Here is a 24763-nt window from a genome sequence, read left to right as displayed (position 1 = left end):
ACCCCTCTCCCGCAAGCGGGAGAGGGGAGACAAGCGTGCAATATGGCATTCAGGCCACCGCCACCACGTCGAGGATGCGCTGGATCACGCGATCCTGATCGACGCCCGAGGCTTCGGCCTCGAAGGACAGGATGATGCGGTGGCGCAGCACGTCGAACAGCACTGCCTGGATATCTTCCGGGCTGACGAAGTCACGCCCGGCCAGCCAGGCGTGGGCGCGCGCGCAGCGGTCAAGGGCGATGGAGCCGCGCGGGCTGGCGCCATAGGCGATCCAGTCAGCCAACTCGGCATCGAACTTGGCCGGGGTGCGGCTGGCCATCACCAGTTGCACCAGGTACTCCTCCACGGCATCGGCCATGTACAGGCCGAGAATTTCCTTGCGCGCGGCGAACACCGCCTGCTGGCTGACCCGGTGCTCGGGTTTGGCCTCACCGTTGAGCGCATCACCACGGGCCTGAGCGAGAATCTTGCGCTCCACCGCCGCGTCAGGGAAACCGATTTTCACATGCATCAGAAAACGGTCGAGCTGCGCTTCTGGCAGCGGGTAGGTGCCTTCTTGCTCGATGGGGTTCTGCGTGGCCATGACCAGAAACAGCGGCGACAGGTCGTAAGTCGAGCGGCCCACCGAGACCTGGCGCTCGGCCATGGCCTCGAGCAGTGCCGACTGCACTTTGGCCGGGGCACGGTTGATCTCGTCGGCCAGCACCAGGTTGTGGAAGATAGGCCCCTGCTGGAACACGAAGCTGCCGGTTTCCGGACGGTAGATCTCGGTGCCGGTGATATCCGCCGGGAGCAGATCCGGGGTGAACTGGATGCGATGGAACTCGCCTTCGATGCCTTCGGCCAGCTCCTTGATCGCCTTGGTCTTGGCCAGGCCGGGAGCGCCTTCGACCAGCAGATGGCCGTCGGCGAGCAGGGCGATCAGCAGGCGCTCGATAAGCTTGTCCTGGCCGAGAATCTGGGTGGAGAGAAATTGGCGTAACGCGACCAGCGCTTCACGGTGTTCCATCGTCGGGCTCTTCTGGCGGATGGGCGGGGCTTTTACTGCCACGCGTGCAGACCGCCGACTTTAATGCATTTGCGGCTTCGGCCGCTATGTGCGGCGCGGGTCATGAACAGTCTGGCAACAGAAATCAGAGGTGCTTTTGCCGCCGTCGTGGCCCTTTGTTTGCCCCGGAGGCCAGTCAGTTTCTGGGGCTGACGGCTTGTCGTGCACCGCATCGGTGCGGCCTTGAAAGAAAATGTCGCAGCGCCGCAAGCGGTTGCGGGCCATCTCTCGTTAAGCTCGCTGGCTATATGTGACCAGTCGGTCACTCCCTTCACGCCGGTCCGCATGCGACTCGCAAGTGTCATCGTCGCTTCATGGACTAACGTTGAACTAACACCTCACGGCAGCGATCCAGACCTCCTGTCGAGCCACTAGCCCAATGGAGCAAAACCATGGCGTTCTTTACGGCGGCCAGCAAAGCCGACTTCCAGCACCAACTGCAAGCGGCCCTGGCACAGTACGTGAGTGAGCAGGCGCTGCCACAAGTAGCCCTGTTCGCCGAACAGTTCTTCGGCATCATCGCCCTTGAAGAGTTGACCCAGCGGCGCCTGTCCGACCTGGTCGGCTGCACCCTGTCGGCCTGGCGCATGCTGGAGCAGTTCGATCACGCCAAGCCGCAGGTACGCGCGTTCAACCCCGATTACGAGAAGCACGGCTGGCAGTCCACCCACACCGCGGTGGAAATCCTCCATGGCGACATTCCGTTTCTGGTCGACTCGGTGCGCATGGAGCTCAACCGCCATGGTTACAGCATTCACACCCTGCAGAACAGTGTGTTCAGCGTACGCCGTGACCAGAACGGCCAGTTGCTGGAAATCCTTCCGCGCGGCACCCAGGGCGAGGGCGTGCTGCACGAAGCGTTGATGTTTTTGGAAATCGACCGTTGCTCCAGTGCGGCCGAGCTGAAAACCCTGGAGAAATCCATTCACGAAGTCTTCGGCGACGTGCGTATGAGCGTTGCCGACTTCCAGCCGATGAAGGCCAAGGTGCGTGAGCTGCTGGCCTGGCTGGATCGCGCCAAGCTCAAGGTGGACAAGACCGAGCTGGATGAAATCAAGGTCTACCTGAACTGGTTGCTGGACAACCATTTCACCTTCCTCGGCTATGAGGAGTTCACCGTTGCGCCGACTGCCGATGGCGGCAGCATGGTCTATGACGAGAAATCCCTGCTGGGTCTGTCCAAGCGCCTGCGCACCGGCTTATCCGCCGAGGAGCTGCATATCGAACCGGAGGCGGTGGCCTACCTGCGCGAACCGCAGTTGCTGTCCTTCGCCAAGGCCGCAGTGCCGAGCCGTGTGCACCGTCCGGCCTACCCGGATTTCGTCTCCATCCGTGAGCTCGATGTCAAGGGCAATGTGATCAAGGAATGCCGTTTCATGGGGCTGTACACTTCGGCGGTGTACGCCGAGAGCGTGTGTAACATCCCCTACATCCGCCGCAAGGTGGATGTGATCAAGCAGCGTTCGGGCTTCGACAGCAGCGCCCACCTGGGCAAGGAACTGGCCCAGGTACTGGAAGTGTTGCCGCGCGACGACCTGTTCCAGACCCCGGTGGATGACCTGTTCAACACCGCGCTGTCCATCGTGCAGATTCAGGAGCGCAACAAGATCCGCGTGTTCCTGCGCCGCGATCCCTATGGCCGCTTCTGCTACTGCCTGGCCTATGTGCCGCGCGACGTCTACTCCACCGAAACCCGGATGAAGATCCAGCAGGTGCTGATGGAGCGCCTGCAGGCCACCGATTGCGAGTTCTGGACCTTCTTCTCCGAGTCGGTGCTGGCACGCGTGCAGTTCATCCTGCGCGTCGACCCGAAGAACAAGACCCAGATCGACCCCGTGCTTCTAGAGAAGGAGGTCATCCAGGCCTGCCGTTCGTGGAAGGACGACTACGCCAGCCTGATGGTCGAAAGCCTCGGCGAAGCCCAGGGTACCAACGTCCTGGCCGAATTCCCCGGCGGCTTCCCGGCCGGCTACCGCGAGCGCTTCGCCCCGCATTCGGCGGTGGTGGACATGCAGCACCTGCTCAGCCTGAGCAACGACAAGCCGTTGGTGATGAGCTTCTACCAGCCACTGGCCCAGGCAGGGCAGCAACTGCACTGCAAGCTGTATCACGCCGACACGCCGCTGCCGCTGTCCGACGTGCTGCCGATTCTGGAGAACCTCGGCCTGCGCGTGCTTGGCGAGTTCCCCTACAAGCTGCGCCGCAATGACGGCCGCGAATTCTGGATCCACGACTTCGCCTTCACCTACGCCGAAGGCCTGGACGTCGACATCCAGCAGCTCAACGACACCCTGCAGGACGCCTTCATTCACATCGTCGGCGGCGATGCCGAGAACGATGCGTTCAACCGCCTGGTGCTGACCGCTGCCATGCCCTGGCGTGAAGTGGCGCTGCTGCGTGCCTACGCGCGCTACCTGAAGCAGATCCGCCTGGGCTTCGACCTCAGCTATATCGCTGCGACCCTGATCAACCACGCCAACATCGCCAAGGAGCTGGTGCGCCTGTTCCGCACCCGTTTCTACCTCGCGCGCAAGCTCACCGCCGAGGATCTGGAAGACAAGCAGCAGAAGCTCGAACAGGCCATCCTCGCCGCGCTGGACAACGTCGCCGTACTCAACGAAGACCGCATCCTGCGTCGCTATCTGGACCTGATCAAAGCCACCCTGCGCACCAACTTCTTCCAGGCCGATGCCAGCGGTGCGGCCAAGTCCTATTTCAGCTTCAAACTCAGCCCGCGCCTGATCCCGGAGATTCCGCGGCCGGTGCCGAAGTTCGAGATCTTCGTCTACAGCCCGCGCGTCGAAGGTGTGCACCTGCGCTTCGGCGACGTCGCCCGCGGCGGCTTGCGCTGGTCGGACCGCGAGGAAGACTTCCGTACCGAGGTGCTCGGCCTGGTCAAGGCGCAGCAGGTGAAGAACGCGGTGATCGTGCCGATGGGCGCCAAGGGCGGCTTCGTGCCGCGCAAGATGCCAGTCGGCGGTTCGCGTGACGAGGTGATGGCCGAGGGCATCGCCTGCTACCGCATCTTCATCAGCGGCCTGCTCGACATTACCGACAACCTCAAGGAAGGCGAGGTAGTACCGCCGCAAAACGTCGTACGCCACGACGCCGATGACCCCTATCTGGTGGTAGCGGCGGACAAGGGCACCGCAACCTTCTCCGACATCGCCAACGGCATCGCTGCCGAGTACGGCTTCTGGCTCGGCGACGCCTTCGCTTCCGGCGGTTCGGCCGGCTATGACCACAAGGGCATGGGCATCACCGCCAAGGGTGCCTGGGTCTCGGTGCAGCGTCACTTCCGCGAGCGCGGCATCGACGTGCAGAAGGACAACGTCACCGTGATCGGCATCGGCGACATGGCCGGCGACGTGTTCGGCAACGGCATGCTGCTGTCGGACAAGCTGCAACTGGTGGCCGCCTTCAACCACATGCACATCTTTATCGACCCAAACCCGGATGCGGCCAAGAGCTTCGCCGAGCGCAAGCGTCTGTTCGAGCTGCCGCGTTCGAGCTGGGCCGACTACGACGCCAAGCTCATTTCCGAAGGTGGCGGCATCTTCCTGCGCAGCGCCAAGAGCATTACCATTACCCCGCAGATGAAGGCGCGCTTTGATATCGCCGCCGACAAGCTGGCGCCCACCGAGCTGCTCAACGTGCTGCTCAAGGCCCCGGTCGACCTGCTGTGGAACGGCGGCATTGGCACTTACGTCAAGTCGAGCAAGGAAAGTCACGCTGACGTCGGCGACAAGGCCAACGACGCTTTGCGCGTGGATGGCTGCGAGCTGCGCGCCAAGGTGGTGGGCGAGGGCGGCAACCTGGGCATGACCCAGCTCGGTCGCGTCGAGTTCGGCCTGCATGGCGGCGCCAGCAACACCGACTTCATCGACAACGCCGGCGGCGTGGACTGCTCCGATCACGAAGTGAACATCAAGATCCTGCTCGGTGAAATCGTCGCTGCCGGCGATATGACCGGCAAACAGCGCAACAAGCTGCTGGCCGAGATGACCGGTGATGTGTCCGAGCTGGTACTCGGCAACAACTACAAGCAGACCCAGGCGTTGTCGCTGGCCGAGCGTCGTGCCCGCGAGCGCATAAGCGAATACAAGCGCCTGATGAATGCGTTGGAGGCTGCCGGCAAGCTGGATCGTGCGCTGGAGTTTCTGCCGTCTGATGAAGAACTCAACGAGCGCGCGGCCAGTGGCCGTGGCCTGACTCGTCCGGAACTGTCGGTATTGATCTCCTACAGCAAGATCGACCTCAAGGAGTCGCTGCTCAAATCCCAGGTGCCGGATGACGACTACTTGGCGCGCGAGATGGAAACCGCCTTCCCGGCGATCCTCGCCGAGAAGTTCGGTGACGCCATGCGCCGCCATCGCCTCAAGCGCGAGATTGTCAGCACGCAGATTGCCAACGACCTGGTCAACCACATGGGCATCACCTTCGTGCAACGCCTGAAGGAGTCCACTGGCATGAGTGCGGCCAACGTCGCCGGTGCCTATGTGATCGTGCGTGACCTGTTCCGCCTGTCGCACTGGTGGGCGCAGATTGAGGCGCTGGATTACAAGGTACCGGCCGAGCTGCAGCTGCAACTGATGGACGAGCTGATGCGCCTGGGCCGTCGCGCGACGCGCTGGTTCCTGCGCAGCCGCCGTAACGAGCTGGACGCTGCCCGTGATGTGGCGCATTTCGCACCGCGCATCGAGGCGCTGGTCGGCCGTCTGGACGAACTGCTCGAAGGCCCGGCCCGTGAGCAGTGGCTGGCGCGCTACCAGAGCTTCGTCGAGGCCGGTACGCCGGAGGAGCTGGCGCGCGTGGTCGCCGGCACCAGCCATCTGTACACGCTGCTGCCGATCATCGAAGCGGCGGATGTCACCGGCAAGGACACCAGTGAGGTGGCGACGGCCTACTTCGCCGTGGGCGGTGCGCTTGAGCTGTCTTGGTACCTGCAGCAGATCACTAACTTGCCGGTGGAGAACAACTGGCAGGCGCTGGCCCGCGAGGCCTTCCGTGACGATCTGGACTGGCAGCAGCGTGCGATTACCGTGTCGGTGCTGCAGATGGCTGACGGTCCGCAGGAGATCGAAGCGCGCGTGGCCCTGTGGCTCGATCAGCATCAACGCCTGGTCGACCGCTGGAAGGCGATGCTGACCGAGCTGCGTTCGGCGACCGGCACCGACTACGCCATGTACGCGGTGGCCAACCGCGAGCTGATGGACCTGGCGCAAAGCGCCTGAGCCGTGCGCTGAAAGAAAAGAGCCCCGCCAAGTGCGTAATGCTGTTCACTTAAGAAACGGTCGAGCTCGATCAGTCCCCTCGCCCCTCCGGGGAGAGGGTTAGGGAGAGGGGGAAACTGGCAGTTTTGAGGTGTTTTCTGCCCTCTCCCCCAGCCCCTCTCCCATAAATGGGAGAGGGGAGCCAAACGTGTGCAACCTTAAGTGAACAGCATTACGCCAAGTGCGGGGCTTCTTTTTGTAGGGCGGTATTCACAGGCTTACGTAGCCCAATGAAATCCGGGGAATTTGCCGCCGATGTCCCGGATTGCATCTGCGCTACCACGCCGTTATCGGTGCGCGCACCGCACCGCCATGCTCCGGATCAGCGCAGCATCTGCTCGACCAGGCGCTTCTCCTCGGAGAGCTCGCGCTGACGGGCATCGATGCGCGAGGCCAGCTGGAAGTTGTTGCTGGCGCGGCGCTTGGCGAAGTCCAGCTGCTCGATGGCCTGGTTGTAGTCGCCGACCAGGGCGAAGAACTCCGCGCGTGCCTGGTGCAGGCCGATGGTATTGCCACTCAGGCCACGCACCTCGGCGACCTGATACCAGACGTCCGGGTCCTTGGCGCGAGTCTTGAGCAGATTGTCCAGGGCGCGCTCGGCATCGGCGATGCGTTGCTGCTTGAGCAGCAGATCGACGCGAGCCTGCTGCAACGGGTAGTTGCTCGGGTAGTGGGTGAACATGCGCTCCAGACGACGCTCGGCGGCGTCCAGGCGATTGGCCGCCATATCCAGCTCGATCTGCGCCAGGTTGTAGGTGATGTCGTCCGGGCTCTTGCTCAGTAGCGGCGCCAGGGTTTCACCGGCTTCGGCGAGTTGGCCGGTTTTCATCTGCGCCAGTACCAGGCCGTAGCGTGCGGCATCGAGGCCAGGGTTCTCGTCGAGCATGGCGCGAAAGCGCTTGGCCGCAACGCCCGGCGTCTCTTCGTAGGTCAGTTGCACGCGGGCGCGCATCAACTGGTAGCGCAAGCTGTCTGCGCGGCCTGTGGCCGGGTACTGCTCGGCGCGGTTGCGGGTGTCGGCAATACGCGATTCCGACACCGGGTGGGTCAGCAGGAATTCCGGCGGGCGGGCGTCGTAACGGTACTGACGCATCAGCCGTTCGAACATCAGCGGCATGGCGCGTGGGTCGTAGCCGGCCTTTTCCAGGTTGACCAGGCCAATGCGGTCGGCCTCCTGTTCGTTCTGCCGGGAGAAACGCCGTTGTTCCTGAATGGCAGCGGCCTGGGTCGACATGATCGCTGCCATGCCGGCATCGCCGGCGCCGGCCGCCGCGGCGACAATGCCGGCGAGCATGGCCGCCATCATTGGCAGCTGCATGCGTTGCTGGGCCTCGACGCCACGGGCGAAGTGGCGCTGCGACAAGTGCGCCAATTCGTGCGCCATGACCGAGGCGTACTCGGCTTCGGTCTGGGCATAAAGGAACAGGCCACCGTTGACCCCGACGATCCCGCCGGGGGCGGCGAAGGCGTTGAGCTGCGGGCTGTTGAGCAACACGAACTCCAGGCGGCGGTCCTGCAGCTGGCTGGTTTCCGACAGGCGATAGACGCTGGACTCGACGAAATCCTTCAGTTGCGGGTCGTCCAGCTGCGAAACCTGACCACGCAGCAGGCCGAGCCAGGCACGGCCGAGCTGGTGTTCTTGCTGGGGCGAGACGATCGAGGAGCTGGCGTCGCCTAGCGACGGCAGGTCACTGGCACCCGTGTGGGCGGCGAACAGGCAGGCCAGCGTCAGCAGGGTGGGGCGCAGAAAAGTCATGCACTCAGGGCTCTCGGGCGGCAAAGGCGTTACTGTAGCCGGCCAGCTACCGCGCTGGCCAGGGTTGTGGCGGCTTGGGTATCCTAGCCGACCTATCAGGAGTAGACGATGACAGACGTACCGGCTTTCGATGCTGAACTCGATGCCTGCGGGCTGAACTGCCCGCTGCCCTTGCTCAAGGCCAAGCTCGAGCTCAATCACCTGGCCAGTGGCGCGGTGCTCAAGGTCAGCGCCACTGACGCCGGCTCGCAGCGCGACTTTCGCGCTTTCGCCAGCCTGGCCGGGCATGCCCTGCTGCACGAAGAGGTGGAGGGCGGGGTGTACCGTTACTGGCTGCGCAAGGCTTGAGAGCCAGTTCATGATCTGCTGCGCTAAACAGGCTCGGAATGCTCATGTACAAAAGTACACTCCGCTTTCTCGCCTGTTTTTGCCTTGCATAGCTCTAGCTCGCGAGATCGTGAACAGGTTCTGCAACCGCTGTAGCGGAATGAAACATATGCGCTGTCGCCGTTCGCCGGCCGTGCACGTCATTTTTCACGCACCTGGCGTACGAGTGAGCCGGTATTTTCCCGGGTTAAGGAATTCTGATGGTCAAGGTTTTACGCGATTGGCTGCACCGCTACTTCTCCGACGAGCAGGCGGTGGTGCTGTTGGTGCTCGGTTTCGCCGTGGTACTGACCCGGCATGCTCGCGCAGGTGCTCGCCGTGTGGCTGGTGTTCACCCTGTTCATGGGCGGCCTGACGGTGTTTTTGCTGGTGCTGATGCCGCTGCTCTGGCAACAGTTGAGCACGCTGTTCAATGAACTGCCGCGTATGGCCGCCGAATGGCAATCGGTGTTCCTGCTGCTGCCGGAGCGTTACCCGAACCTGATCACCGACGCGCAGGTCGTGCAACTGATCGACAGCATGCGCGGCGAAGCTGGCAAGTTCGGGCAGTGGGCGCTGTCGTTCTCCCTGTCCTGCCTGCCGATGCTGGTCAGCGTGATGATCTACCTGGTACTGGTGCCGATTCTGGTGTTCTTCTTCCTCGAGGACCGCGAGCAGATCGGTCAGTGGTTTCGCAGCTACCTGCCGCGCGAGCGCTCACTGATTACCCAGGTGGCGCAGGAAATGAACCAGCAGATCGCCAACTACATCCGTGGCAAGTTCATCGAGATCATCATCTGCGGCGTGGTCACCTATATCGCCTTCGCCTACCTGGGCCTCAATTACGCCGCGCTGCTGGCCCTGCTGGTCGGCCTGTCGGTGGTGGTGCCTTATATCGGCGCGGTGGTGGTGACCGTGCCGGTGGCGCTGATCGGCCTGTTCCAGTGGGGCTGGAGCGATCAGTTCCTCTACCTGGTGGTGGTCTACGGGATCATCCAGGCGCTCGATGGCAACGTGCTGGTGCCGCTGTTGTTCTCCGAGGCGGTCAACCTGCATCCGGTGGCGATCATCTGCGCGGTGCTGCTGTTCGGCGGGCTGTGGGGCTTCTGGGGCGTGTTCTTGGCCATTCCGCTGGCGACCCTGTTCAAGGCCGTGATCAACGCCTGGCCGCGTACCGAGCCGGTGTCCGCCGAATAAGGCGTCGATGGCAAAGGCTGTGCCTGGAATAAGGGTTCCAGCGCGGCCTTGCGTAGGAGCCCCGCCCCGGGGCGAAGCTCGTCAATTGCGCGCCATCCATGTTCGCGGCGGGGCGCCGCTCCTACAAATACGGCGCGTAGATGCTTGGCTGAGCGCCGGGTTTTGCACAGCTCAAACCAGGCTACCTCCCAACAAAAACGCCGCGACGGCCATTGGCCGTCGCGGCGTTTCATGTGCAGGGCAGGGGGTCAGCCTTTGTTCAGGGCTTCGGCGGCTGCCAGCACCTTGTCGACATGGCCGGCGACCTTGACGTTGCGCCACTCTTCACGCAACACGCCGTCCTTATCAATGAGGAAGGTACTGCGCACGATGCCCATGTATTCCTTGCCGTAGTTCTTCTTCAACTGGTACACGCCGAACAGGTCGCACAGTTGGTGCTCTTCGTCGCTGATCAGCTCGAAGGGGAACGCCTGCTTGCACTTGAAGCTTTCGTGCTTCTTCAGGCTGTCCATCGACACGCCGAAGATCAGCGTGTTGGCCGCCTTGAACTGCTCGAAGCGAGCGCTGAAGTCCATACCCTCGGTGGTGCAGCCCGGGGTCGCGTCCTTCGGGTAGAAATACAGCACGACCTGCTGGCCCTTGAGGGCGGACAGCTTTACCTGCTGGCCACTGGTGGCCTCGGCCTGGAAGTCGGCAACGGCTTTGTCGAGTTCAACGGGCATGGAAACTCCTTCATTTAGAGGTTGTCGGCGATCTCGCGAGCTAGAGCCATGCAAGGCAGAAACAGGTGAGGCCGCGGAGTTTACGAGTTGTAAATGAGCAGGCCGAACCTGTTTCTAACGCAGCAGGGCCGACGCGCAGCAGATCGTCATGGATTCTGCGGGCGCCAGGGTTCGATCAAGGCATCAAGATTCAGCGCATCGGCGAAATCCAGGAACTGATCGCGCAGCCAGCTGATCTGTGTACCGGCCGGCAGCGTCACGGTCAGGGTGGCGTTGAGCATGGTGCCGCCGGTCTGCGGCGCCTGGTAGGTGTCGCAGGTCAGGGCTTCCAGCTCGACGCGGTGGTCGATGAAGAACTGGCATAGCTCGTTGAGAATGTCCGGGCGGTACACCGCGCTGACGTAAGCTACATATGGCAGCGCCTGCGGGCGCACTTCGGCGGCAGCGCTGCGCGCCAGATCCACGCTGAAATCATGCTTCTTGGCCAGCAGCGGCAGGCTCGACTCCAGGCGCGCCAGGGCATCCCAGCTACCGGACACCTGCAGCACCAGGGCGCTGAATTCACCGTGACGGCTCAGGCGAGTGCTGATCACCGCACAACGGTTCTCATGGCTGGTGCGGCTGAGCAGGTTGGTCAGGGCCATGGCATCGCGGCCGAGAGCGCTGATGACGAGGAATTGTTCGCGAACGAGGGGGGTGGACATGCAGCCTTCCTAAAGCGATGAACGGTCCACGCGCGAGAAGCCGCAGACCAAAGACAGCAGGTTAGCGAAAAGCACCGCCGAGGGGAATGGCGAAGCCTTGTGCATCGCACGACGGCATGCGCCGATAGCCGGTCGCGGAAAACGCAGGTCATGTGCAAACGACCTGATAAGCCCTTGTCCGTTGCTTGTGCCGGATTGGTGGCACCAGTACCATTACGGCTCAAATTTTCCGGCAGGAGCGGTTGCATGATTGCGGGCAGTATGGTGGCACTGGTCACGCCCATGGATGCGCAGGGTGGTCTGGATTGGGAGGCCCTGAGCAAATTGGTGGATTTCCACCTGCAAGAGGGCACCAATGCCATCGTCGCGGTCGGCACCACGGGTGAGTCCGCCACGCTGGAAGTGCCCGAGCACATCGAAGTGATCAAGCGCGTGGTCAAGCAGGTTGCCGGCCGTATCCCGGTGATCGCCGGCACCGGCGGCAACTCCACCCGTGAATCGGTCGAGCTGACCCGTGCCGCTCAGGAAGTCGGCGCCGACGCCGCCCTGCTGGTCACCCCGTACTACAACAAGCCGACCCAGGAAGGCCTGTACCTGCATTTCCGCCACATCGCCGAAGCCGTCTCGATCCCGCAGATCCTCTACAACGTGCCGGGCCGTACCGTGTGCGACATGCTGCCGGAGACTGTCGAGCGCCTGTCGAAGATCGACAACATCATCGGCATCAAGGAAGCCACCGGCGACCTGCAGCGCGCCCAGGATGTACTGGATCGCGTCAGCAAGGATTTCCTCGTCTACTCCGGTGACGACGCCACCGCTGTCGAGCTGATGCTGCTGGGTGGCAAGGGCAACATCTCCGTCACCGCCAACGTTGCGCCGCGTGCGATGAGCGATCTGTGCGCCGCCGCCATGCGTGGCGAGGCTGCCATCGCCCGTGCCATCAACGACCGTCTGATGCCGCTGCACAAGGCACTGTTCCTCGAATCCAACCCGATTCCGGTGAAATGGGCGCTGCACGAAATGGGCCTGATGGGCGACGGTATTCGTCTGCCGCTGACCTGGCTCAGCCCGCGCTGTCACGAACCGCTGCGCCAGGCCATGCGCCAGTGCGGTGTATTGGCTTAACTCAAGGATTCTACGCATGAAGCGACTGGCCGGATTTTCCGCCCTTGCTCTGATCGTCTCCAGCACCAGCGGTTGTGGCTGGCTCTGGGGTGAAAATGGCTACTTCCGTGATCGCGGCAGCGACTACCTGGACGCGCGTCAGACTGCACCGATGCGATTGCCGGCCGATGTCCAGGCCAAGCGCCTCGACCCGTTGCTGCCGGTGCCTGCCCAGGTGGCCAGCAGCACCGCGACCCCCGCTGAGTTCGAAGTGCCGCGCCCGCAAGGCCTGCAGGTACGTGCCGACGAGCGCGAGTTCAGCCTGCAGCGCAGCGGCGATTCGCGTTGGGTCGTGGCCCAGCGCGTGCCGGCCGAAGTCTGGCCGCTGGTGCGTCAGTTCTTCGAGGACAACGGTTTCCGCATCGCCAGCGAGCGTCCGCAAACCGGTGAATTCATCACCTCCTGGCAGCGTTTCGATGAGCTCTCCACGAGCATGGCGCGCAGTCTGAGCAGCCGTGTTTCCGGCGTTGCGGCGGACGCCGAAACCCGTGTGCGCGTGCGTATCGAGCCGGGCGTACAGCGCAACACCAGTGAAGTGTTCGTCACCAGCGCCGTGCGTAACGCCGGCAGCAGTGCCGATGTCGACTTCGTGGCCGGCAGCGGTAACGCCAATCTCGAGGCTGCACTGCTCGACGAAATGCTGGTGAGCATGGCCCGTGGTGTGGAGCAGGGCGGTTCGGTGTCGCTGCTCGCAGCACGCGACTACGATGCGCCCAGCCGCGTCAGCCTGAGCGAAGACGGCAACGGCAACCCGGTGCTCAACCTCGGCGCCGATTTCGACCGCGCCTGGTCTGGCGTCGGCCGTTCGCTGGAGCTCGGCAACGTGCGCGTCGACGACCTCAACCGCAGCCTTGGCCTGTACTACATCAACATGGCCGAAGGCGCTCAGATCAACGAAGAGAAGCCAGGCTTCTTCGGTCGCATGTTCGGCAGCGCGCCGAGCAAGGAAGAGATCGAAGCCCGCGCCGAGCGCTATCAGGTGCGCCTGACTCCGGTTGGCGATGGCGTCCAGGTCACCGTGGAAAAAGACCTCAACACCGTAGCCCCGGCCGATGTATCGCGCCGCGTGCTGAGCCTGATCCAGGATAATCTCGGCTGATCGGCGCCAGCAGGTCGTTGAAAAATGGCCTGCAGCGCGCTCCAGCCGTTAATCGATGGGCGAAACCCGCAAAGGTTTCGCCTTGTTAGTGTGAAAGTCGCGCAGCGACGTCTTCCTTCAGTCCTTCTCCCTCCGGGAGAAGGTGGCGCGAAGCGCCGGATGAGGGAGGGCATGCCGCGAAGGCTTTCATCATTCGGGATGCCTCTCGCGGCATACCCGTTTGCCAGAAACGGAAATGCCGACATGAGCACACCCACCACCCTGAGCCTGAAGAAGATCTACTCGGGCAAGGTCCGCGACCTCTACGAAATCGACGACAAGCGCATGCTGATGGTGGCCACCGATCGTCTGTCGGCATTCGACGTCATCCTCGAACAACCGATTCCGGAGAAGGGCAAGATCCTCACCGCCATCTCCAACTTCTGGTTCGACAAGCTTGCTGGCGTGGTGCCCAACCACTTCACCGGTGACAAGGTCGAAGACGTCGTGTCCGCCGCCGAGCTGCCGCTGGTCGAAGGCCGTGCGGTCGTCGCCAAGCGCCTCAAGCCGGTCGCCGTGGAAGCCATCGTGCGTGGCTACATCGTCGGCTCCGGCTGGAAGGAATACCAGAAGAGCGGCACCGTGTGCGGCATCGCCCTGCCGGCAGGCCTGAAGGAAGCGGCCAAACTGCCGCAACCGATCTTCACCCCCTCGACCAAGGCCGCCGTGGGCGATCATGACGAGAACATCAGCTTCGCGCAGTGTGAAGCCATCATCGGCACCGAACTGGCTGCCCAGGTGCGCGACACTGCAATCAAGCTGTACACCACGGCTGTCGAGTACGCCGCTACCCGCGGCATCATCATCGCCGACACCAAGTTCGAATTCGGTCTGGACGAAGACGGCACCCTGACCCTCATGGACGAAGTGCTGACCCCGGACTCCAGCCGCTTCTGGCCGGCCGACAGCTACGCCGAAGGCAGCAACCCGCCGAGCTTCGACAAGCAGTTCGTGCGCGACTGGCTGGAATCCACCGGCTGGAACAAGCAAGCCCCGGCCCCGGCCGTACCGGCAGACGTCGTGCAAAAAACCGCTGACAAGTACCGCGAAGCGCTGACCCGCCTGACCGCCTGAGCCCTGCGAGAGAAGGCCGGGCAGCCCCTGACTTTTTCACAAGCGCCTGATAGAACACGAAAAATTTTCAAAATAAGCTTCGCCAAAGCGCATTCAGCTGTTATGATTCGCGCCGCTTGGGAAGATGCCGGAGTGGTCGAACGGGACGGATTCGAAATCCGTTGTGTCAGCAATGGCACCTAGGGTTCAAATCCCTATCTTCCCGCCATACTAAAAAGCCCCGTAATTCAATGAGTTACGGGGCTTTTTCTTGTCTTCAGGAAAGCGAAAAAACGCTTGGGGGCAAAATTGGGGGCAAATGGGGGCAAAAACCTGTTCCCCCAAACCGTTATATACCGCTCCAATCCTCCCCAAATCCCATCTTCTCAGACACCGCACTGCCCATCCGCTTGGTATCAGTCGGGATCAGCTTTGCATAGTGTTTCTTAATCATGGTCGTGTCGGCATGGCCCAGCTGTTTCGCTAGCCACTCCAGTTCGACGTGGCAGGACAAGGCCTGGCTCGCATACGTATGACGGCATTGGTTGATGCCCCGATGGCTCACCTTGGACTTGACCAGGTGATCCTTGAACCATTCATCCAGGTGGTCAGGGTGCCATGCCATACCCGTCGTCCAGTCCCGGAACAGGAAGGTGACGCACTCGGATTCACTGGTCAGATTGTCGCGCTGGGTGACCTCAATCTGTTGGGCCAGGCAACCGGTGGTGTCTTGCAGGATGAGTTCCATCAACTCCGCTGCTGGCTTGATCAGCTCAACATAGCGCTCACGCTTTTCTTCTTTCGGAATACGGTAGATACCGTCCACGTAGGCGCGGCGTACATGGATTAGCTTGTTATCGAGATCCACGTCCTCACGGGCCAGTGCCATCAGTTCAGAGCGTGATAGGCCGGCCCAGCAATTCATCACGACCACGCGCGCCTCGCGAAGCCTCAGAGGATCTGCATGCTGGATCCTTTTGATTTCAGCGCGGGTGAACGGGTCTGCCAGGCTTTTGTATTTTACTTTGTGGTTGTGGATGTTTTTCATGTGATCGCTCGAAATTAGGTCGTTTGATTTGGCGTCTGCCCAGACGCCTCTAACCACGGTCAATACGTCGTTAACCGTCTTCGGTGACAGCCCCTTGGAGCCGTCCTCGGGTTTCACCAGGTGGTTACGAAACAGTCTCAGATCCTGAATCGTTACTTGATTGATGGGTGTATCGCCAAAGTAGCGAATCACATGGCCTGCTTTGCACTTGTAATTGAGGTACGTGGTCGACGCCGTCCCGCTCTTTGCCACGCGCAGCCAGAGCATGACGCCCTCTTTCACCGTCAAGCAGTCAGTGGTCGGCGCGGAAGGCACCTCAACGGGTACAGCGATAGCAGGTTGGGCAGGAAGAGGACTTTGCGCCTGATCAACCTCCACGGCTTTAGTCACTTTGACGGAATCCGGAAATCGGCGCTGGTAGTCCCCGCAGTTAGGCGAATAAACTTCGCTTAGATAAACAGCGTTTCAAGTATCTCGCCTGAACGCACGGCAATGATTTCACCCTCTTTCATTGGCTGCCATCCCTCACAGGCCAGGGGCACGCTGGCGATTAGCGTTACCTGCTGCTGCGCAATGCCTGCGTCAGGCGAAATATCCGTGGGCTGTTGCGCGGGACTCATTGCCGGGGTCTGCCAGAGATATAGGGCTGGAGGTGCCACCAGCCCCGTGTCCACCTGCAAGCGGCGGTCAGCATGGGCAAACAGCACATCACCATCCGCATACATAAAGTTAGCCGGGCCGAGCTTACGCAACTCGATGGCAAAGCTCGCAATCAGGTCGAGGCGCTGCTTCAGCGTTGGCATATCCGCGCTGATATAAAGCGCTTCTAGTTTTCCGAGCAGCGCGCAAAAAGCGTGTTCCGAGTCAGTCTCGCCAATCGGTTGGAACGAACCGGAAGCGAGCGAAAGATCAATGCCATGCAAATTGCCATTGTGGGCAAATACGTGCATTCGACCCGCTAACTCTCGGGTAAACGGTGCAGTGTTAGCCAGCGTCCTGGCACTTTGGGTTGCATGTCGAATATGCCCCAGTGCCAGTGTCGTACAGGGCCCTCCAGCCAGCAGGAGCTGTACTAGCGGGCTCTCGCTAGCCCGACCAGCTTCTCTAAACACCGCCACGTCGCGCTCATCGTAGAGCGCACCCCAGCCATCGCTGTTCCTGCTGGAGCCCCCTGCGTGTGCTGCCAGACTCATGAGTGACGAGGTCAGTCTCGCGGGATACCGACTAGACATTCCCAGCAACTCACACATGGCGCGTGCTCCGGATAGGGTATTGGCTTAGCTCGCCAACTGCTGATGCCTGGGCAGACCGATGGATATCAGCGCGGCCAACACGACAAAGGTGCTGGAGACCCACAGGCAGGCTTCCAGGCCGTATTGCTGGAAGACCCAGCCGGACAACAGCGTCCCGACCAGCCGGCCAAGCGCGTTGGACATGTAGTAGAAACCGACATCCAGCGACACGCCGTCTTCCTTGGCGTAGCTGACGATCAGGTAGCTGTGCAGCGACGAGTTGATGGCAAAGACGGCACCGAAGATCAGCAGTCCGCCCACCAGCACCACCTGCTTGGGTAAATCACTGTCCAGGCCCAGAGCAATCGCAACCGGAATGCCGGCTAACAGCGCCGCCCAGAGAAACGCCGCACGGCCATCGGGCACATGCCCGCTGCGCTTGCCGGTCAGGGCCGGAGCGAAGGACTGCACGATGCCGTAGCCGATGATCCAGCTGGCCAGAAAACCGCCGACGATCCAGAAGTCCCAACCGAAAACCGTGCTCAGGTAAACCGGCAGGGCAACCACGAACCAGACATCGCGGGCGCCAAAGAGGAACAGGCGCGCGGCGGAGAGGATGTTGATCGCCCGGCTTTTGGAAAGGATGTCCTTGAACTTGGGCTTGGCTTTGGCCTTGCCCAGATCCTTCTTCAACAGGAACAGACTGGCGATCCAGATCACCGCCAGCACGCCGGCCATGGTCAATACCGCGCCGGCAAAACCCAGCACGGCCAGCAGGGCGCCGCCGAGGAAGAAACCCACGCCCTTGAGCGCATTCTTCGAGCCGGTGAGGATTGCCACCCACTTGTACAGCGTGCCCTGCTGGGCATCGGGCACCAGGAGTTTGATGGAACTCTTGGCCGACATCTTGTTGAGGTCTTTGGCGATCCCCGACAGCGCCTGTGCGCCCATGACCCAAGGCACGGTTAGCCAGGCGGCGGGCACGGTGAGCATCAGCAGTGCGACCACCTGCATCGCCAGGCCGATATTCATGGTGCGATTAAGGCCCAATCGGGCGCCGAGGTAGCCGCCGACCAGGTTGGTGACTACGCCGAAGATCTCGTAAAACAGAAACAGCGCGGCAATCTGCAAGGGGCTGTAGCCCAGGCTGTGGAAGTGCAACACCACCAACATGCGCAAGGCGCCATCGGTGAGGGTGAATGCCCAGTAATTGCCGGTCACCAGCAGGTACTGTTTGACCTCCGGGGCCAGGGCTGACAACGCCTTCATGCTTGCATCCCTACTTGGTTAAACGGCCAGGCCGACCAGTTTGGCCAGCTCCACGGTGCGGTTGGCATAGCCCCATTCGTTGTCGTACCAGGCATACAGCTTCACCTGAGTGCCGTTGATGACCATGGTCGACAGCGCATCGATGATTGAGGAGCGCGGGTCAGTGCGGTAATCGATGGAGACCAGCGGGCGTTCCTCGTAGCCGAGGATGCCTTTCAGCTGGCTGTCGGCAGCAGCCTTCAGCAGTTGGTTGACTTCCTCCACCGTGGTGGCCCGTTCGACTTCGAACACGCAGTCGGTCAGCGAGGCGTTGGCCAGCGGCACGCGCACGGCATGGCCGTTCAGCTTGCCGCGCAGCTCGGGGAAAATCTCGGCGATGGCGGTGGCCGAACCGGTGCTGGTCGGGATCAGGCTCATGCCGCTAGCGCGTGCACGGCGCAGATCCTTGTGCGGGGTGTCGAGGATGCTCTGGGTGTTGGTCAGGTCATGAATGGTAGTGATCGAGCCATGGCGGATGCCGAGGTTCTCGTGAATCACCTTGACCACCGGAGCCAGGCAATTGGTGGTACAGGAGGCAGCGGTGACGATGCGGTGCTCGGCTGGATTGAACAGCTGCTGGTTGACACCCATCACCACGTTCAGTGCGCCTTTCTCCTTCACGGGCGCGCAGACCACGACCCGCTTCACGCCCTGATCCAGGTAAGCCTGCAATACCGCCACGGTCTTCATCTTGCCGCTGGCCTCGATCACCAGATCGCAGTCCGACCAGTCGGTGTCGGCAATCGCCTTGTTGGCGGTGACCTGGATGCGCTTGCCGCCGATCACCACGCAATCGCCTTCGCTGCCGGCTTCGTGGTGCCAGCGACCGTGCACCGAGTCGAAGTTGATCAGGTGCGCATGGGTGGCGGCATCGCCTGCCGGATCATTGATGCGGACAAATTCGAACTCGGGCCAGTCCCAGGAGGCGCGCAGCGCCAAACGACCGATGCGACCGAAACCGTTGATACCAATTTTGATAGCCATGTTTTTCGACTCATCTACTGGAGTTAGTGGGCAGCATCGAACTGGGTGATCCAGTTGATGTGGGCAGGGTGTTGAATAGCCTTGGGACGCAGGGCTTGCACCAGGGCAATGGCATCGGCGCGGGGAATGCCGGCCTCGATCATGATCCGCGCCGCAATCAGCCCGGTGCGTCCCGAGCCGCCCTTGCAGTGGATGGCGATGTCCTGGCCCGCATTGAGCCGCTCAAGGATGCTCTGTTTGCAGGCTTTCCAGCCCTGGCCGAAATCTTCGAGCGGTACTTGCTCATCCGCCACCGGCAGGTGGAACCAGGCCATGTCTTGCGCCTGGCATTGCTTGCCGATGTCCTCGGCCTCGTTGGAGGCCAGTTCGCTTGCCGGCATCAGGCTGATCACGGCAGAGGCACCGGCCTGTTTCAGCGTGGCCAGCGAGTCGACAAGGCTGCTGTCTTTGGTGCCGGGACAGGGCGTGAAGATGAGTTTGCCTTGGATACCGGGAATGCTGAGCCGGTCGTAGGGGTGATTCATTGAGAGGGTTTCCTGGTAGTCAGATGGCGCGCTGGTTGACGCGCTTGGAGAGTTCTTCAGCGGACTCTTTACGTTCCGAGTAACGGTCGACCAAATAGTCGCTGTGGCCGCGCAGCAGCAGGGTGAACTTGACCAGTTCCTCCATGACGTCCACAACGCGGTCGTAATAGCTGGAAGGTTTCATGCGCCCGGCCTCGTCGAATTCGAGGTAGGCCTTGGGCACTGAAGACTGGTTGGGGATGGTGAACATGCGCATCCAGCGCCCCAGCACACGCATCTGGTTAACCGCATTGAAGGATTGCGAGCCTCCACAGACCTGCATCACGGCCAGGGTCTTGCCCTGACTGGGACGGATGGCACCCATGGTCAGCGGTATCCAGTCGATCTGCGACTTGAATACGCCGGTCATAGCGCCGTGGCGCTCGGGTGAACACCACACCTGACCTTCAGACCAGAGCACCAGGTCGATGAGTTCCTTGACCTTGGGATGGCTGCTGTCGGCATCGTCCGGCATGGGCAGGCCGGAAGGATCGAATATTCGGGTTTCCGCGCCGAAGGCTTCCAGCAAGCACGCCGCTTCCTGGGTCAGCAGACGGCTGTAGGAGCGCTCACGATTGGAGCCATAGAGCAGCAGAATGCGCGGCTTGTGCTCGCCTTCGGCGAGGCCCAGGTTTGTCGGGATAGAGCGGGCAAACAGCTCCTCGGCGACGTTGGGCAGGTTGTCGATCATGGGTTTGTACCTCTTGGGCTACAACGAGCCGATTCTGTTCAGCTCGGCCTTGAGCGCATCGCTGTCGAGTTGAGTAAAGGGCAGCGCGATAAATGCGCTCACGCGTGTCTGAATCTGCTGGATGGTGGCTGCAAACGCGGCGTCAATTTCCGCCTCAGAACCGTTGACTTCGGAGGGGTCACTCAGCCCCCAGTGACAACGAGTCGCCGGGCCAAAGAAAACGGGGCAGGCCTCTCCGGCTGCGTTGTCGCAGACGGTAATGACGATGTCAGGGGCGAGAGCCTGATGGGCATCGGTTGATTTGCTGTACAGCCCATCAACATCGAATCCGGCATCAAGCAGTGCCTGCAAGGCCAATGGGTTGACCTCTCCCTTGGGGTGACTGCCCGCACTAAAGGCCCGCATACCCTTGGGGGCCAGCGCATTGAAGATGGCCTCCGACAGGATGCTGCGGCAGCTATTGGCGGTGCAGAGAAACAAAACGTTCATGGTCATCCCCAGTGCCTGGTATTCAATCGCAGGCAGGCTTGCGCCCAGGGCGATCACGCATTTGCCAGAGGCGCTGCACATCCTGGCGCAACCACTCGGCATTGTTGTCCAGGGTCTGCTTGAGGATATCGGTCACCCATTCCGGCAGCTGCGGGTGCAGGCGGTAGTACACCCACTGACCATTGCGTCGATCCTCCAGCAGACCACAGCCGCGCAGCAGGGCCAGGTGCCGGGATATCTTGGGTTGCGCCTCTTCTAGTGCAGAGGTCAGTTCACAGACACAGAGTTCCTGTTCCAGGGTCACCAGCAAGGCGATTCGCGCCCGCGTTTCCTCGGCCAGGCATTTGAAGACCTCGGTTGGCGACATGGCATGCAGGGTGGAAGCTTCATTCGCCGGTTTACTTTTAATCAGCACGAACATCTTTATCCGTTCATGTATCTCATGCAGGGTCTTGCGATAGGCATCTTTCTGCGAGCTGGTCGCTGGGTCTTCGAAGTTCCAGGCGATGTACTCACCGGCCCCTGGAAGTGCCTGGCACTCCAGGGCGGACTTGTCACACAGGGTGATCACATAGTCGAACGGCTCGCCAGCGACCTGCTCGATGGACTTGCTGTAAAGCCCATCAGTGGGAACACCAAGCTGCTCCAATGCGTTGCGGGCTCGGGTGTCGACTTCAGTGGGGGCGGAGCCTGCGCTGTAGACTTCAAAATGTTCTGAGTCGGTGTGGCGCAGCAGGGCTTCGGCCATCTGCGAGCGTGAGGAGTTCGCGACGCAGAGGAACAGGACGCGCTTTTTCTGGCTCATGTTGATCCCTATCAAAGATGCACATGAGAAAATATATTATTTTTCGAATATGCAGTAAAGTGAATATGCGGCGCGTTGCGCGCCAAGGGAACGAGGATAGGCAGCAAAGATGACAAATGCGTGTGAAGTCGCGATGAAGCAGGCCTCTGGGGCTCAACTGGGAGTTTTTGAGCGCTACCTGACCCTGTGGGTGTTCCTGTGCATCGTGGTGGGCACCGTGCTTGGCTTGGTTGTGCCGCAAGCGGCTCAGGCCGTCGGCGCCCTGGAGGTGGCGAAGGTCAATATCCCGGTTGGCCTGCTGATCTGGGTGATGATCATTCCGATGCTGATGAAGATCGACTTCAGCGCCATCAGCGAAGTGCGCCAGCAGAAGAACGGCATGTTCGTCACGCTGTTCGTTAACTGGGCGGTCAAGCCGTTTTCCATGGCGCTGATTGGCTGGTTCTTTATCAAGCAGGTGTTTGCGCCCTGGCTGCCCGCCGAAGAGCTGGATAGCTACATGGCCGGCTTGATCCTGCTCGGTGCGGCGCCCTGCACGGCGATGGTGTTTGTCTGGAGCAACCTGTGTAAGGGTAATGCCAACTTCACTCTGACCCAGGTGGCACTGAACGATCTGGTCATGGTGTTTGCCTTTGCGCCTATCGTGGCGCTGTTGCTGGGCGTTTCTTCGATCCCGGTGCCTTGGGACACCCTGCTGCTTTCCGTGGTGATGTACATCGTCATCCCGCTGGCCATCGCCCAGTTTCTGCGGGCTCAACTGATGAAGCGCGGCGAAGCCTATTTCGAGAATGTGCTGGCGAAGATTTCGCCATTTTCCATCATCGCTCTGCTGGCCACTCTGGTTCTGTTGTTCTCCTTCCAGGGTGAGTCCATCGTCGAGCAACCTCTGATAATCGGCATCATCGCGATCCCCCTGCTGGTGCAGACGCTGTTCATCGCGGCACTGGGTTACTGGCTCTGCCATACCCTGAAAGTGCGCCACGACATAGCGGGCCCGGCCACCATGATCGGCGCCTCCAACTTCTTCGAGCTGGCCGTAGCCGTGGCCATTGTCTTGTACGGATTCAACTCGGGTGCCGCCCTGGCAACCGTGGTCGGCGTACTGATCGAAGTGCCCGTGATGCTATGGCTGGTACGCATGGTCAACAGCACACGCAACTGGTACGAGAGCAGCCTCAACAATCGCTAGGGGGTCAGAATGCGCTTTATCGACAATGCACCACGCTTCCTGTTCTTCACCGGCAAGGGGGGGGTCGGAAAGACCTCCATTGCCTGCGCGACAGCCCTGGAGCTGACCCGTCAGGGCAAGCGAGTGCTGCTGGTCAGCACCGATCCGGCCTCCAATGTCGGGCAGGTATTCGGTCTGGAGATCGGCAATCACATTACCGCCGTGCCTGCCGTGGAAAACCTGGCGGCCCTGGAGATCGACCCACAGGGCGCAGCTCAGGCCTATCGGGATCGGATTGTGGGCCCGGCGAGGGGTGTCATGCCTGCTGATGTGGTCAAAGGCATGGAGGAGCAATTATCGGGAGCCTGCACGACCGAGATCGCAGCCTTCGACGAATTCACCTCACTGCTGGTCAACGATGAACTGAAGGCCCGCTTCGATCACATCATTTTCGATACCGCCCCGACCGGGCACACGATTCGGCTGCTGCAACTGCCGGGGGCCTGGAGTGGATTCCTGGAGGCGGGGCAAGGCGATGCATCGTGTCTTGGGCCGTTGGCCGGTTTAGACAAACAACGTGACCAGTATCGCGAGGCAGTAAAGGCGCTTTCTGATCCAGCCAAGACCCGTCTGGTTCTGGTTGCCAGGGCACAGGCCGCTACCCTGCGCGAGGCTGCCCGCACACGCGAGGAGCTTGCAGCCATTGGATTGCAAGAGCAGTACCTGGTGATCAACGGCGTGCTGCCGGCGAGTGAGGCGCAGAAGGATGTCCTGGCTGCCGCCGTCTATAAGCGTGAACAGGCCGCAGTCGCCGCCATGCCGCCAGCGCTGCGAACACTGCCGCTCGATCTGTTGCCCTTGAAAGCATTCAACCTAGTGGGACTGGATGCCCTGCGACAACTTTTGCTTGAGGGCTCTGCTGACGGCACGCAGGCGCCGGCCAGTGCGCCGATTGAATTGAACGCTCCACGACTCAAGTCCCTGATCGACGAGATCGCCGCCGATGGTCATGGCCTGATCATGGTGATGGGCAAAGGTGGTGTCGGGAAAACGACTCTGGCCGCAGCGGTTGCCGTCGAGTTGGCTCGACGTGGGCTGCCCGTGCACCTGACTACTTCTGATCCTGCCGCGCACCTTGCCGAGACACTGGATGGCACGCTTGAGCACCTGACGCTGAGCCGCATTGACCCGCATACCGAGACACAGCGCTATCGTGATCACGTCATGCAAACCAAGGGCGCGGGCCTGGATGAGCAGGCTCGGGCGCTGCTGGCCGAGGATCTGCGTTCACCCTGCACCGAAGAGATCGCCGTATTCCAGGCTTTCTCGCGAATCATCCGTGAAGCCGGCAAAAAGTTCGTGGTGATGGACACCGCCCCGACCGGCCACACCTTGCTGCTACTGGATGCCACCGGGGCTTATCACCGCGACATTGCTCGGCAGATGTCGGGCAGCAACATGCGCTTTTCCACGCCGATGATGCAACTCCAGGATCCTAAGCAAACCAAGGTGCTGTTGGTGACCCTGGCCGAAACCACTCCTGTGCTGGAGGCTGCTGGCCTGCAAGCTGATCTGCGTCGTGCCGGCATTGAGCCTTGGGCATGGGTGATCAACAACAGCGTGGCAGCCGCAAAGACTGAATCACCGCTATTACATAAACGGGCGGTCAATGAACTGAGGGATATTGAGCATGTCGCGACGGAGCACGCGCAACGCTATGCGGTCATTCCGCTCATGTCGGAGGAGCCGGTAGGGGTTGAGCGTTTACTCGCTCTCAGCAAGTAATCTGCATCAATGAGAAGGCCCGCATTCTGCGGGCCTTCTGCTTGAAAGCGCTTACTTCTTGATGACCTCAAGGTAATCCTTGAGGGTTTTCTCGTCAGCCGCTTTGACCGTCATGCCATTCGGGCCGGAACCGATATCAGTGAACTGCTTGGCTGGCTCGCCAGTGGCTTTGAAGTCCTTCAGTTCCTGAGAGTCTTCGCGGAAAACCCAGAGACGACCATCCTCAACCTCGGTAACAAAACCAGGCTTATCGAATTCGCTGGCCATAA

Annotated in this window: 20 protein-coding genes, 1 tRNA gene and 1 pseudogene; 9 read left to right on the top strand and 13 right to left on the bottom strand. The window is 61.3% G+C overall.

Annotated features, from left to right (window positions below; translation table 11 throughout):
- Positions 1 to 49: 49 nt before the first annotated feature.
- Complete coding sequence (locus DBO86_RS08680; protein ID WP_074856748.1) at positions 50 to 1009, bottom strand: AAA family ATPase; 960 nt, start codon at positions 1007 to 1009, stop codon at positions 50 to 52.
- Between the two features lie 431 nt (positions 1010 to 1440).
- Here DBO86_RS08680 and DBO86_RS08675 point away from each other — a divergent pair, with 431 nt between their 5' ends.
- On the top strand, positions 1441 to 6282 hold the full coding sequence (locus tag DBO86_RS08675; protein WP_108233474.1) for an NAD-glutamate dehydrogenase: 4842 nt from the start codon (positions 1441 to 1443) through the stop codon (positions 6280 to 6282).
- A 361-nt stretch (positions 6283 to 6643) separates the two neighbouring features.
- Here the strand turns inward: DBO86_RS08675 and DBO86_RS08670 are convergent, their stop codons facing one another.
- On the bottom strand, positions 6644 to 8077 hold the full coding sequence (locus tag DBO86_RS08670) for a M48 family metalloprotease (protein WP_074856757.1): 1434 nt from the start codon (positions 8075 to 8077) through the stop codon (positions 6644 to 6646).
- 108 nt (positions 8078 to 8185) lie between these two features.
- Between DBO86_RS08670 and DBO86_RS08665 the strand changes: the two genes are divergently transcribed.
- Entirely contained in the window at positions 8186 to 8425 is a 240-nt protein-coding gene (locus DBO86_RS08665) for a sulfurtransferase TusA family protein (protein ID WP_084342373.1), read from the top strand.
- Between the two features lie 239 nt (positions 8426 to 8664).
- Positions 8665 to 9640 (top strand): annotated as a pseudogene (locus tag DBO86_RS08660) (AI-2E family transporter).
- 248 nt (positions 9641 to 9888) lie between these two features.
- Here the strand turns inward: DBO86_RS08660 and DBO86_RS08650 are convergent.
- Positions 9889 to 10362, bottom strand: coding sequence for a peroxiredoxin (locus DBO86_RS08650; RefSeq protein ID WP_017679082.1), 474 nt, complete (start codon positions 10360 to 10362; stop codon positions 9889 to 9891).
- 146 nt (positions 10363 to 10508) lie between these two features.
- Positions 10509 to 11066 (bottom strand): glycine cleavage system transcriptional repressor, encoded by a 558-nt coding sequence (locus DBO86_RS08645; RefSeq protein WP_003460630.1) that lies wholly within the window; start codon positions 11064 to 11066, stop codon positions 10509 to 10511.
- 246 nt (positions 11067 to 11312) lie between these two features.
- Between DBO86_RS08645 and dapA the strand changes: the two genes are divergently transcribed.
- The 4 genes from dapA (at position 11313) to DBO86_RS08625 (ending at position 14650) form a co-directional block, all read left to right on the top strand.
- Complete coding sequence (gene dapA / locus DBO86_RS08640; protein WP_003460631.1) at positions 11313 to 12191, top strand: 4-hydroxy-tetrahydrodipicolinate synthase; 879 nt, start codon at positions 11313 to 11315, stop codon at positions 12189 to 12191.
- A gap of 16 nt (positions 12192 to 12207) precedes the next feature.
- A complete protein-coding gene (gene bamC / locus DBO86_RS08635; RefSeq protein WP_108233473.1) occupies positions 12208 to 13329 on the top strand; it encodes an outer membrane protein assembly factor BamC in 1122 nt (373 codons plus the stop codon).
- Between the two features lie 198 nt (positions 13330 to 13527).
- Complete coding sequence (locus DBO86_RS08630; protein WP_371254448.1) at positions 13528 to 14442, top strand: phosphoribosylaminoimidazolesuccinocarboxamide synthase; 915 nt, start codon at positions 13528 to 13530, stop codon at positions 14440 to 14442.
- A 118-nt stretch (positions 14443 to 14560) separates the two neighbouring features.
- Positions 14561 to 14650, top strand: a tRNA-Ser gene (locus DBO86_RS08625).
- Between the two features lie 120 nt (positions 14651 to 14770).
- On the opposite strand, the gene DBO86_RS08620 is transcribed toward DBO86_RS08625, so the two are convergent.
- The 8 genes from DBO86_RS08620 to DBO86_RS08585 are packed head-to-tail and all read right to left on the bottom strand — an operon-like array spanning position 14771 to position 21541.
- Positions 14771 to 15859, bottom strand: coding sequence for a tyrosine-type recombinase/integrase (locus DBO86_RS08620; RefSeq protein ID WP_146173190.1), 1089 nt, complete (start codon positions 15857 to 15859; stop codon positions 14771 to 14773).
- A gap of 59 nt (positions 15860 to 15918) precedes the next feature.
- Positions 15919 to 16719 (bottom strand): class II glutamine amidotransferase, encoded by an 801-nt coding sequence (locus tag DBO86_RS08615; RefSeq protein ID WP_074856772.1) that lies wholly within the window; start codon positions 16717 to 16719, stop codon positions 15919 to 15921.
- 27 nt (positions 16720 to 16746) lie between these two features.
- Positions 16747 to 17970, bottom strand: a complete 1224-nt coding sequence (arsJ, locus tag DBO86_RS08610; protein WP_108233471.1) for an organoarsenical effux MFS transporter ArsJ — start codon at positions 17968 to 17970, stop codon at positions 16747 to 16749.
- 18 nt (positions 17971 to 17988) lie between these two features.
- Positions 17989 to 18993, bottom strand: coding sequence for an ArsJ-associated glyceraldehyde-3-phosphate dehydrogenase (locus DBO86_RS08605; protein WP_003118381.1), 1005 nt, complete (start codon positions 18991 to 18993; stop codon positions 17989 to 17991).
- 23 nt (positions 18994 to 19016) lie between these two features.
- Positions 19017 to 19517 (bottom strand): cyclin-dependent kinase inhibitor 3 family protein, encoded by a 501-nt coding sequence (locus DBO86_RS08600; protein ID WP_108233206.1) that lies wholly within the window; start codon positions 19515 to 19517, stop codon positions 19017 to 19019.
- A 19-nt stretch (positions 19518 to 19536) separates the two neighbouring features.
- The gene (gene arsH, locus DBO86_RS08595) at positions 19537 to 20247 is read right to left on the bottom strand and encodes an arsenical resistance protein ArsH (RefSeq protein WP_108233205.1); all 711 of its coding nucleotides are present in this window, start codon (positions 20245 to 20247) and stop codon (positions 19537 to 19539) included.
- 18 nt (positions 20248 to 20265) lie between these two features.
- The gene (locus tag DBO86_RS08590) at positions 20266 to 20736 is read right to left on the bottom strand and encodes an arsenate reductase ArsC (RefSeq protein WP_108233213.1); all 471 of its coding nucleotides are present in this window, start codon (positions 20734 to 20736) and stop codon (positions 20266 to 20268) included.
- A 22-nt stretch (positions 20737 to 20758) separates the two neighbouring features.
- Positions 20759 to 21541, bottom strand: a complete 783-nt coding sequence (locus DBO86_RS08585; protein ID WP_028238019.1) for a metalloregulator ArsR/SmtB family transcription factor — start codon at positions 21539 to 21541, stop codon at positions 20759 to 20761.
- A gap of 109 nt (positions 21542 to 21650) precedes the next feature.
- Here DBO86_RS08585 and arsB point away from each other — a divergent pair, with 109 nt between their 5' ends.
- Together arsB and arsA are read left to right on the top strand one after the other, a co-directional pair.
- Positions 21651 to 22730 (top strand): ACR3 family arsenite efflux transporter, encoded by a 1080-nt coding sequence (arsB, locus tag DBO86_RS08580; RefSeq protein WP_208630375.1) that lies wholly within the window; start codon positions 21651 to 21653, stop codon positions 22728 to 22730.
- A gap of 9 nt (positions 22731 to 22739) precedes the next feature.
- A complete protein-coding gene (arsA, locus tag DBO86_RS08575; protein ID WP_108233203.1) occupies positions 22740 to 24494 on the top strand; it encodes an arsenical pump-driving ATPase in 1755 nt (584 codons plus the stop codon).
- Between the two features lie 51 nt (positions 24495 to 24545).
- On the opposite strand, the gene DBO86_RS08570 is transcribed toward arsA, so the two are convergent.
- Positions 24546 to 24761 carry a hypothetical protein gene (locus DBO86_RS08570; RefSeq protein WP_108233202.1) on the bottom strand — a complete coding sequence of 72 codons (216 nt, stop codon included), beginning with the start codon at positions 24759 to 24761 and terminating at the stop codon, positions 24546 to 24548.
- Positions 24762 to 24763 lie beyond the last annotated feature (2 nt).

It is taken from the genome of Ectopseudomonas oleovorans, from assembly GCF_003052605.1.
GTDB lineage: Bacteria > Pseudomonadota > Gammaproteobacteria > Pseudomonadales > Pseudomonadaceae > Aquipseudomonas > Aquipseudomonas oleovorans_A.
This window is presented reverse-complemented; position numbering and strand designations above follow the sequence as displayed.

Bases quoted from the DNA above. Each gene is read 5' to 3' on its own strand.
- DBO86_RS08680 (WP_074856748.1), bottom strand. From the start codon at position 1,009: ATGGAACACCGTGAAGCGCTGGTCGCGTTACGCCAATTTCTCTCCACC.
- DBO86_RS08675 (WP_108233474.1), top strand. From the start codon at position 1,441: ATGGCGTTCTTTACGGCGGCCAGCAAAGCCGACTTCCAGCACCAACTG.
- DBO86_RS08670 (WP_074856757.1), bottom strand. From the start codon at position 8,077: ATGACTTTTCTGCGCCCCACCCTGCTGACGCTGGCCTGCCTGTTCGCC.
- DBO86_RS08665 (WP_084342373.1), top strand. From the start codon at position 8,186: ATGACAGACGTACCGGCTTTCGATGCTGAACTCGATGCCTGCGGGCTG.
- DBO86_RS08650 (WP_017679082.1), bottom strand. From the start codon at position 10,362: ATGCCCGTTGAACTCGACAAAGCCGTTGCCGACTTCCAGGCCGAGGCC.
- DBO86_RS08645 (WP_003460630.1), bottom strand. From the start codon at position 11,066: ATGTCCACCCCCCTCGTTCGCGAACAATTCCTCGTCATCAGCGCTCTC.
- dapA (WP_003460631.1), top strand. From the start codon at position 11,313: ATGATTGCGGGCAGTATGGTGGCACTGGTCACGCCCATGGATGCGCAG.
- bamC (WP_108233473.1), top strand. From the start codon at position 12,208: ATGAAGCGACTGGCCGGATTTTCCGCCCTTGCTCTGATCGTCTCCAGC.
- DBO86_RS08630 (WP_371254448.1), top strand. From the start codon at position 13,528: ATGCCTCTCGCGGCATACCCGTTTGCCAGAAACGGAAATGCCGACATG.
- DBO86_RS08615 (WP_074856772.1), bottom strand. From the start codon at position 16,719: ATGTGTGAGTTGCTGGGAATGTCTAGTCGGTATCCCGCGAGACTGACC.
- arsJ (WP_108233471.1), bottom strand. From the start codon at position 17,970: ATGAAGGCGTTGTCAGCCCTGGCCCCGGAGGTCAAACAGTACCTGCTG.
- DBO86_RS08605 (WP_003118381.1), bottom strand. From the start codon at position 18,993: ATGGCTATCAAAATTGGTATCAACGGTTTCGGTCGCATCGGTCGTTTG.
- DBO86_RS08600 (WP_108233206.1), bottom strand. From the start codon at position 19,517: ATGAATCACCCCTACGACCGGCTCAGCATTCCCGGTATCCAAGGCAAA.
- arsH (WP_108233205.1), bottom strand. From the start codon at position 20,247: ATGATCGACAACCTGCCCAACGTCGCCGAGGAGCTGTTTGCCCGCTCT.
- DBO86_RS08590 (WP_108233213.1), bottom strand. From the start codon at position 20,736: ATGAACGTTTTGTTTCTCTGCACCGCCAATAGCTGCCGCAGCATCCTG.
- DBO86_RS08585 (WP_028238019.1), bottom strand. From the start codon at position 21,541: ATGAGCCAGAAAAAGCGCGTCCTGTTCCTCTGCGTCGCGAACTCCTCA.
- arsB (WP_208630375.1), top strand. From the start codon at position 21,651: ATGACAAATGCGTGTGAAGTCGCGATGAAGCAGGCCTCTGGGGCTCAA.
- arsA (WP_108233203.1), top strand. From the start codon at position 22,740: ATGCGCTTTATCGACAATGCACCACGCTTCCTGTTCTTCACCGGCAAG.
- DBO86_RS08570 (WP_108233202.1), bottom strand. From the start codon at position 24,761: ATGGCCAGCGAATTCGATAAGCCTGGTTTTGTTACCGAGGTTGAGGAT.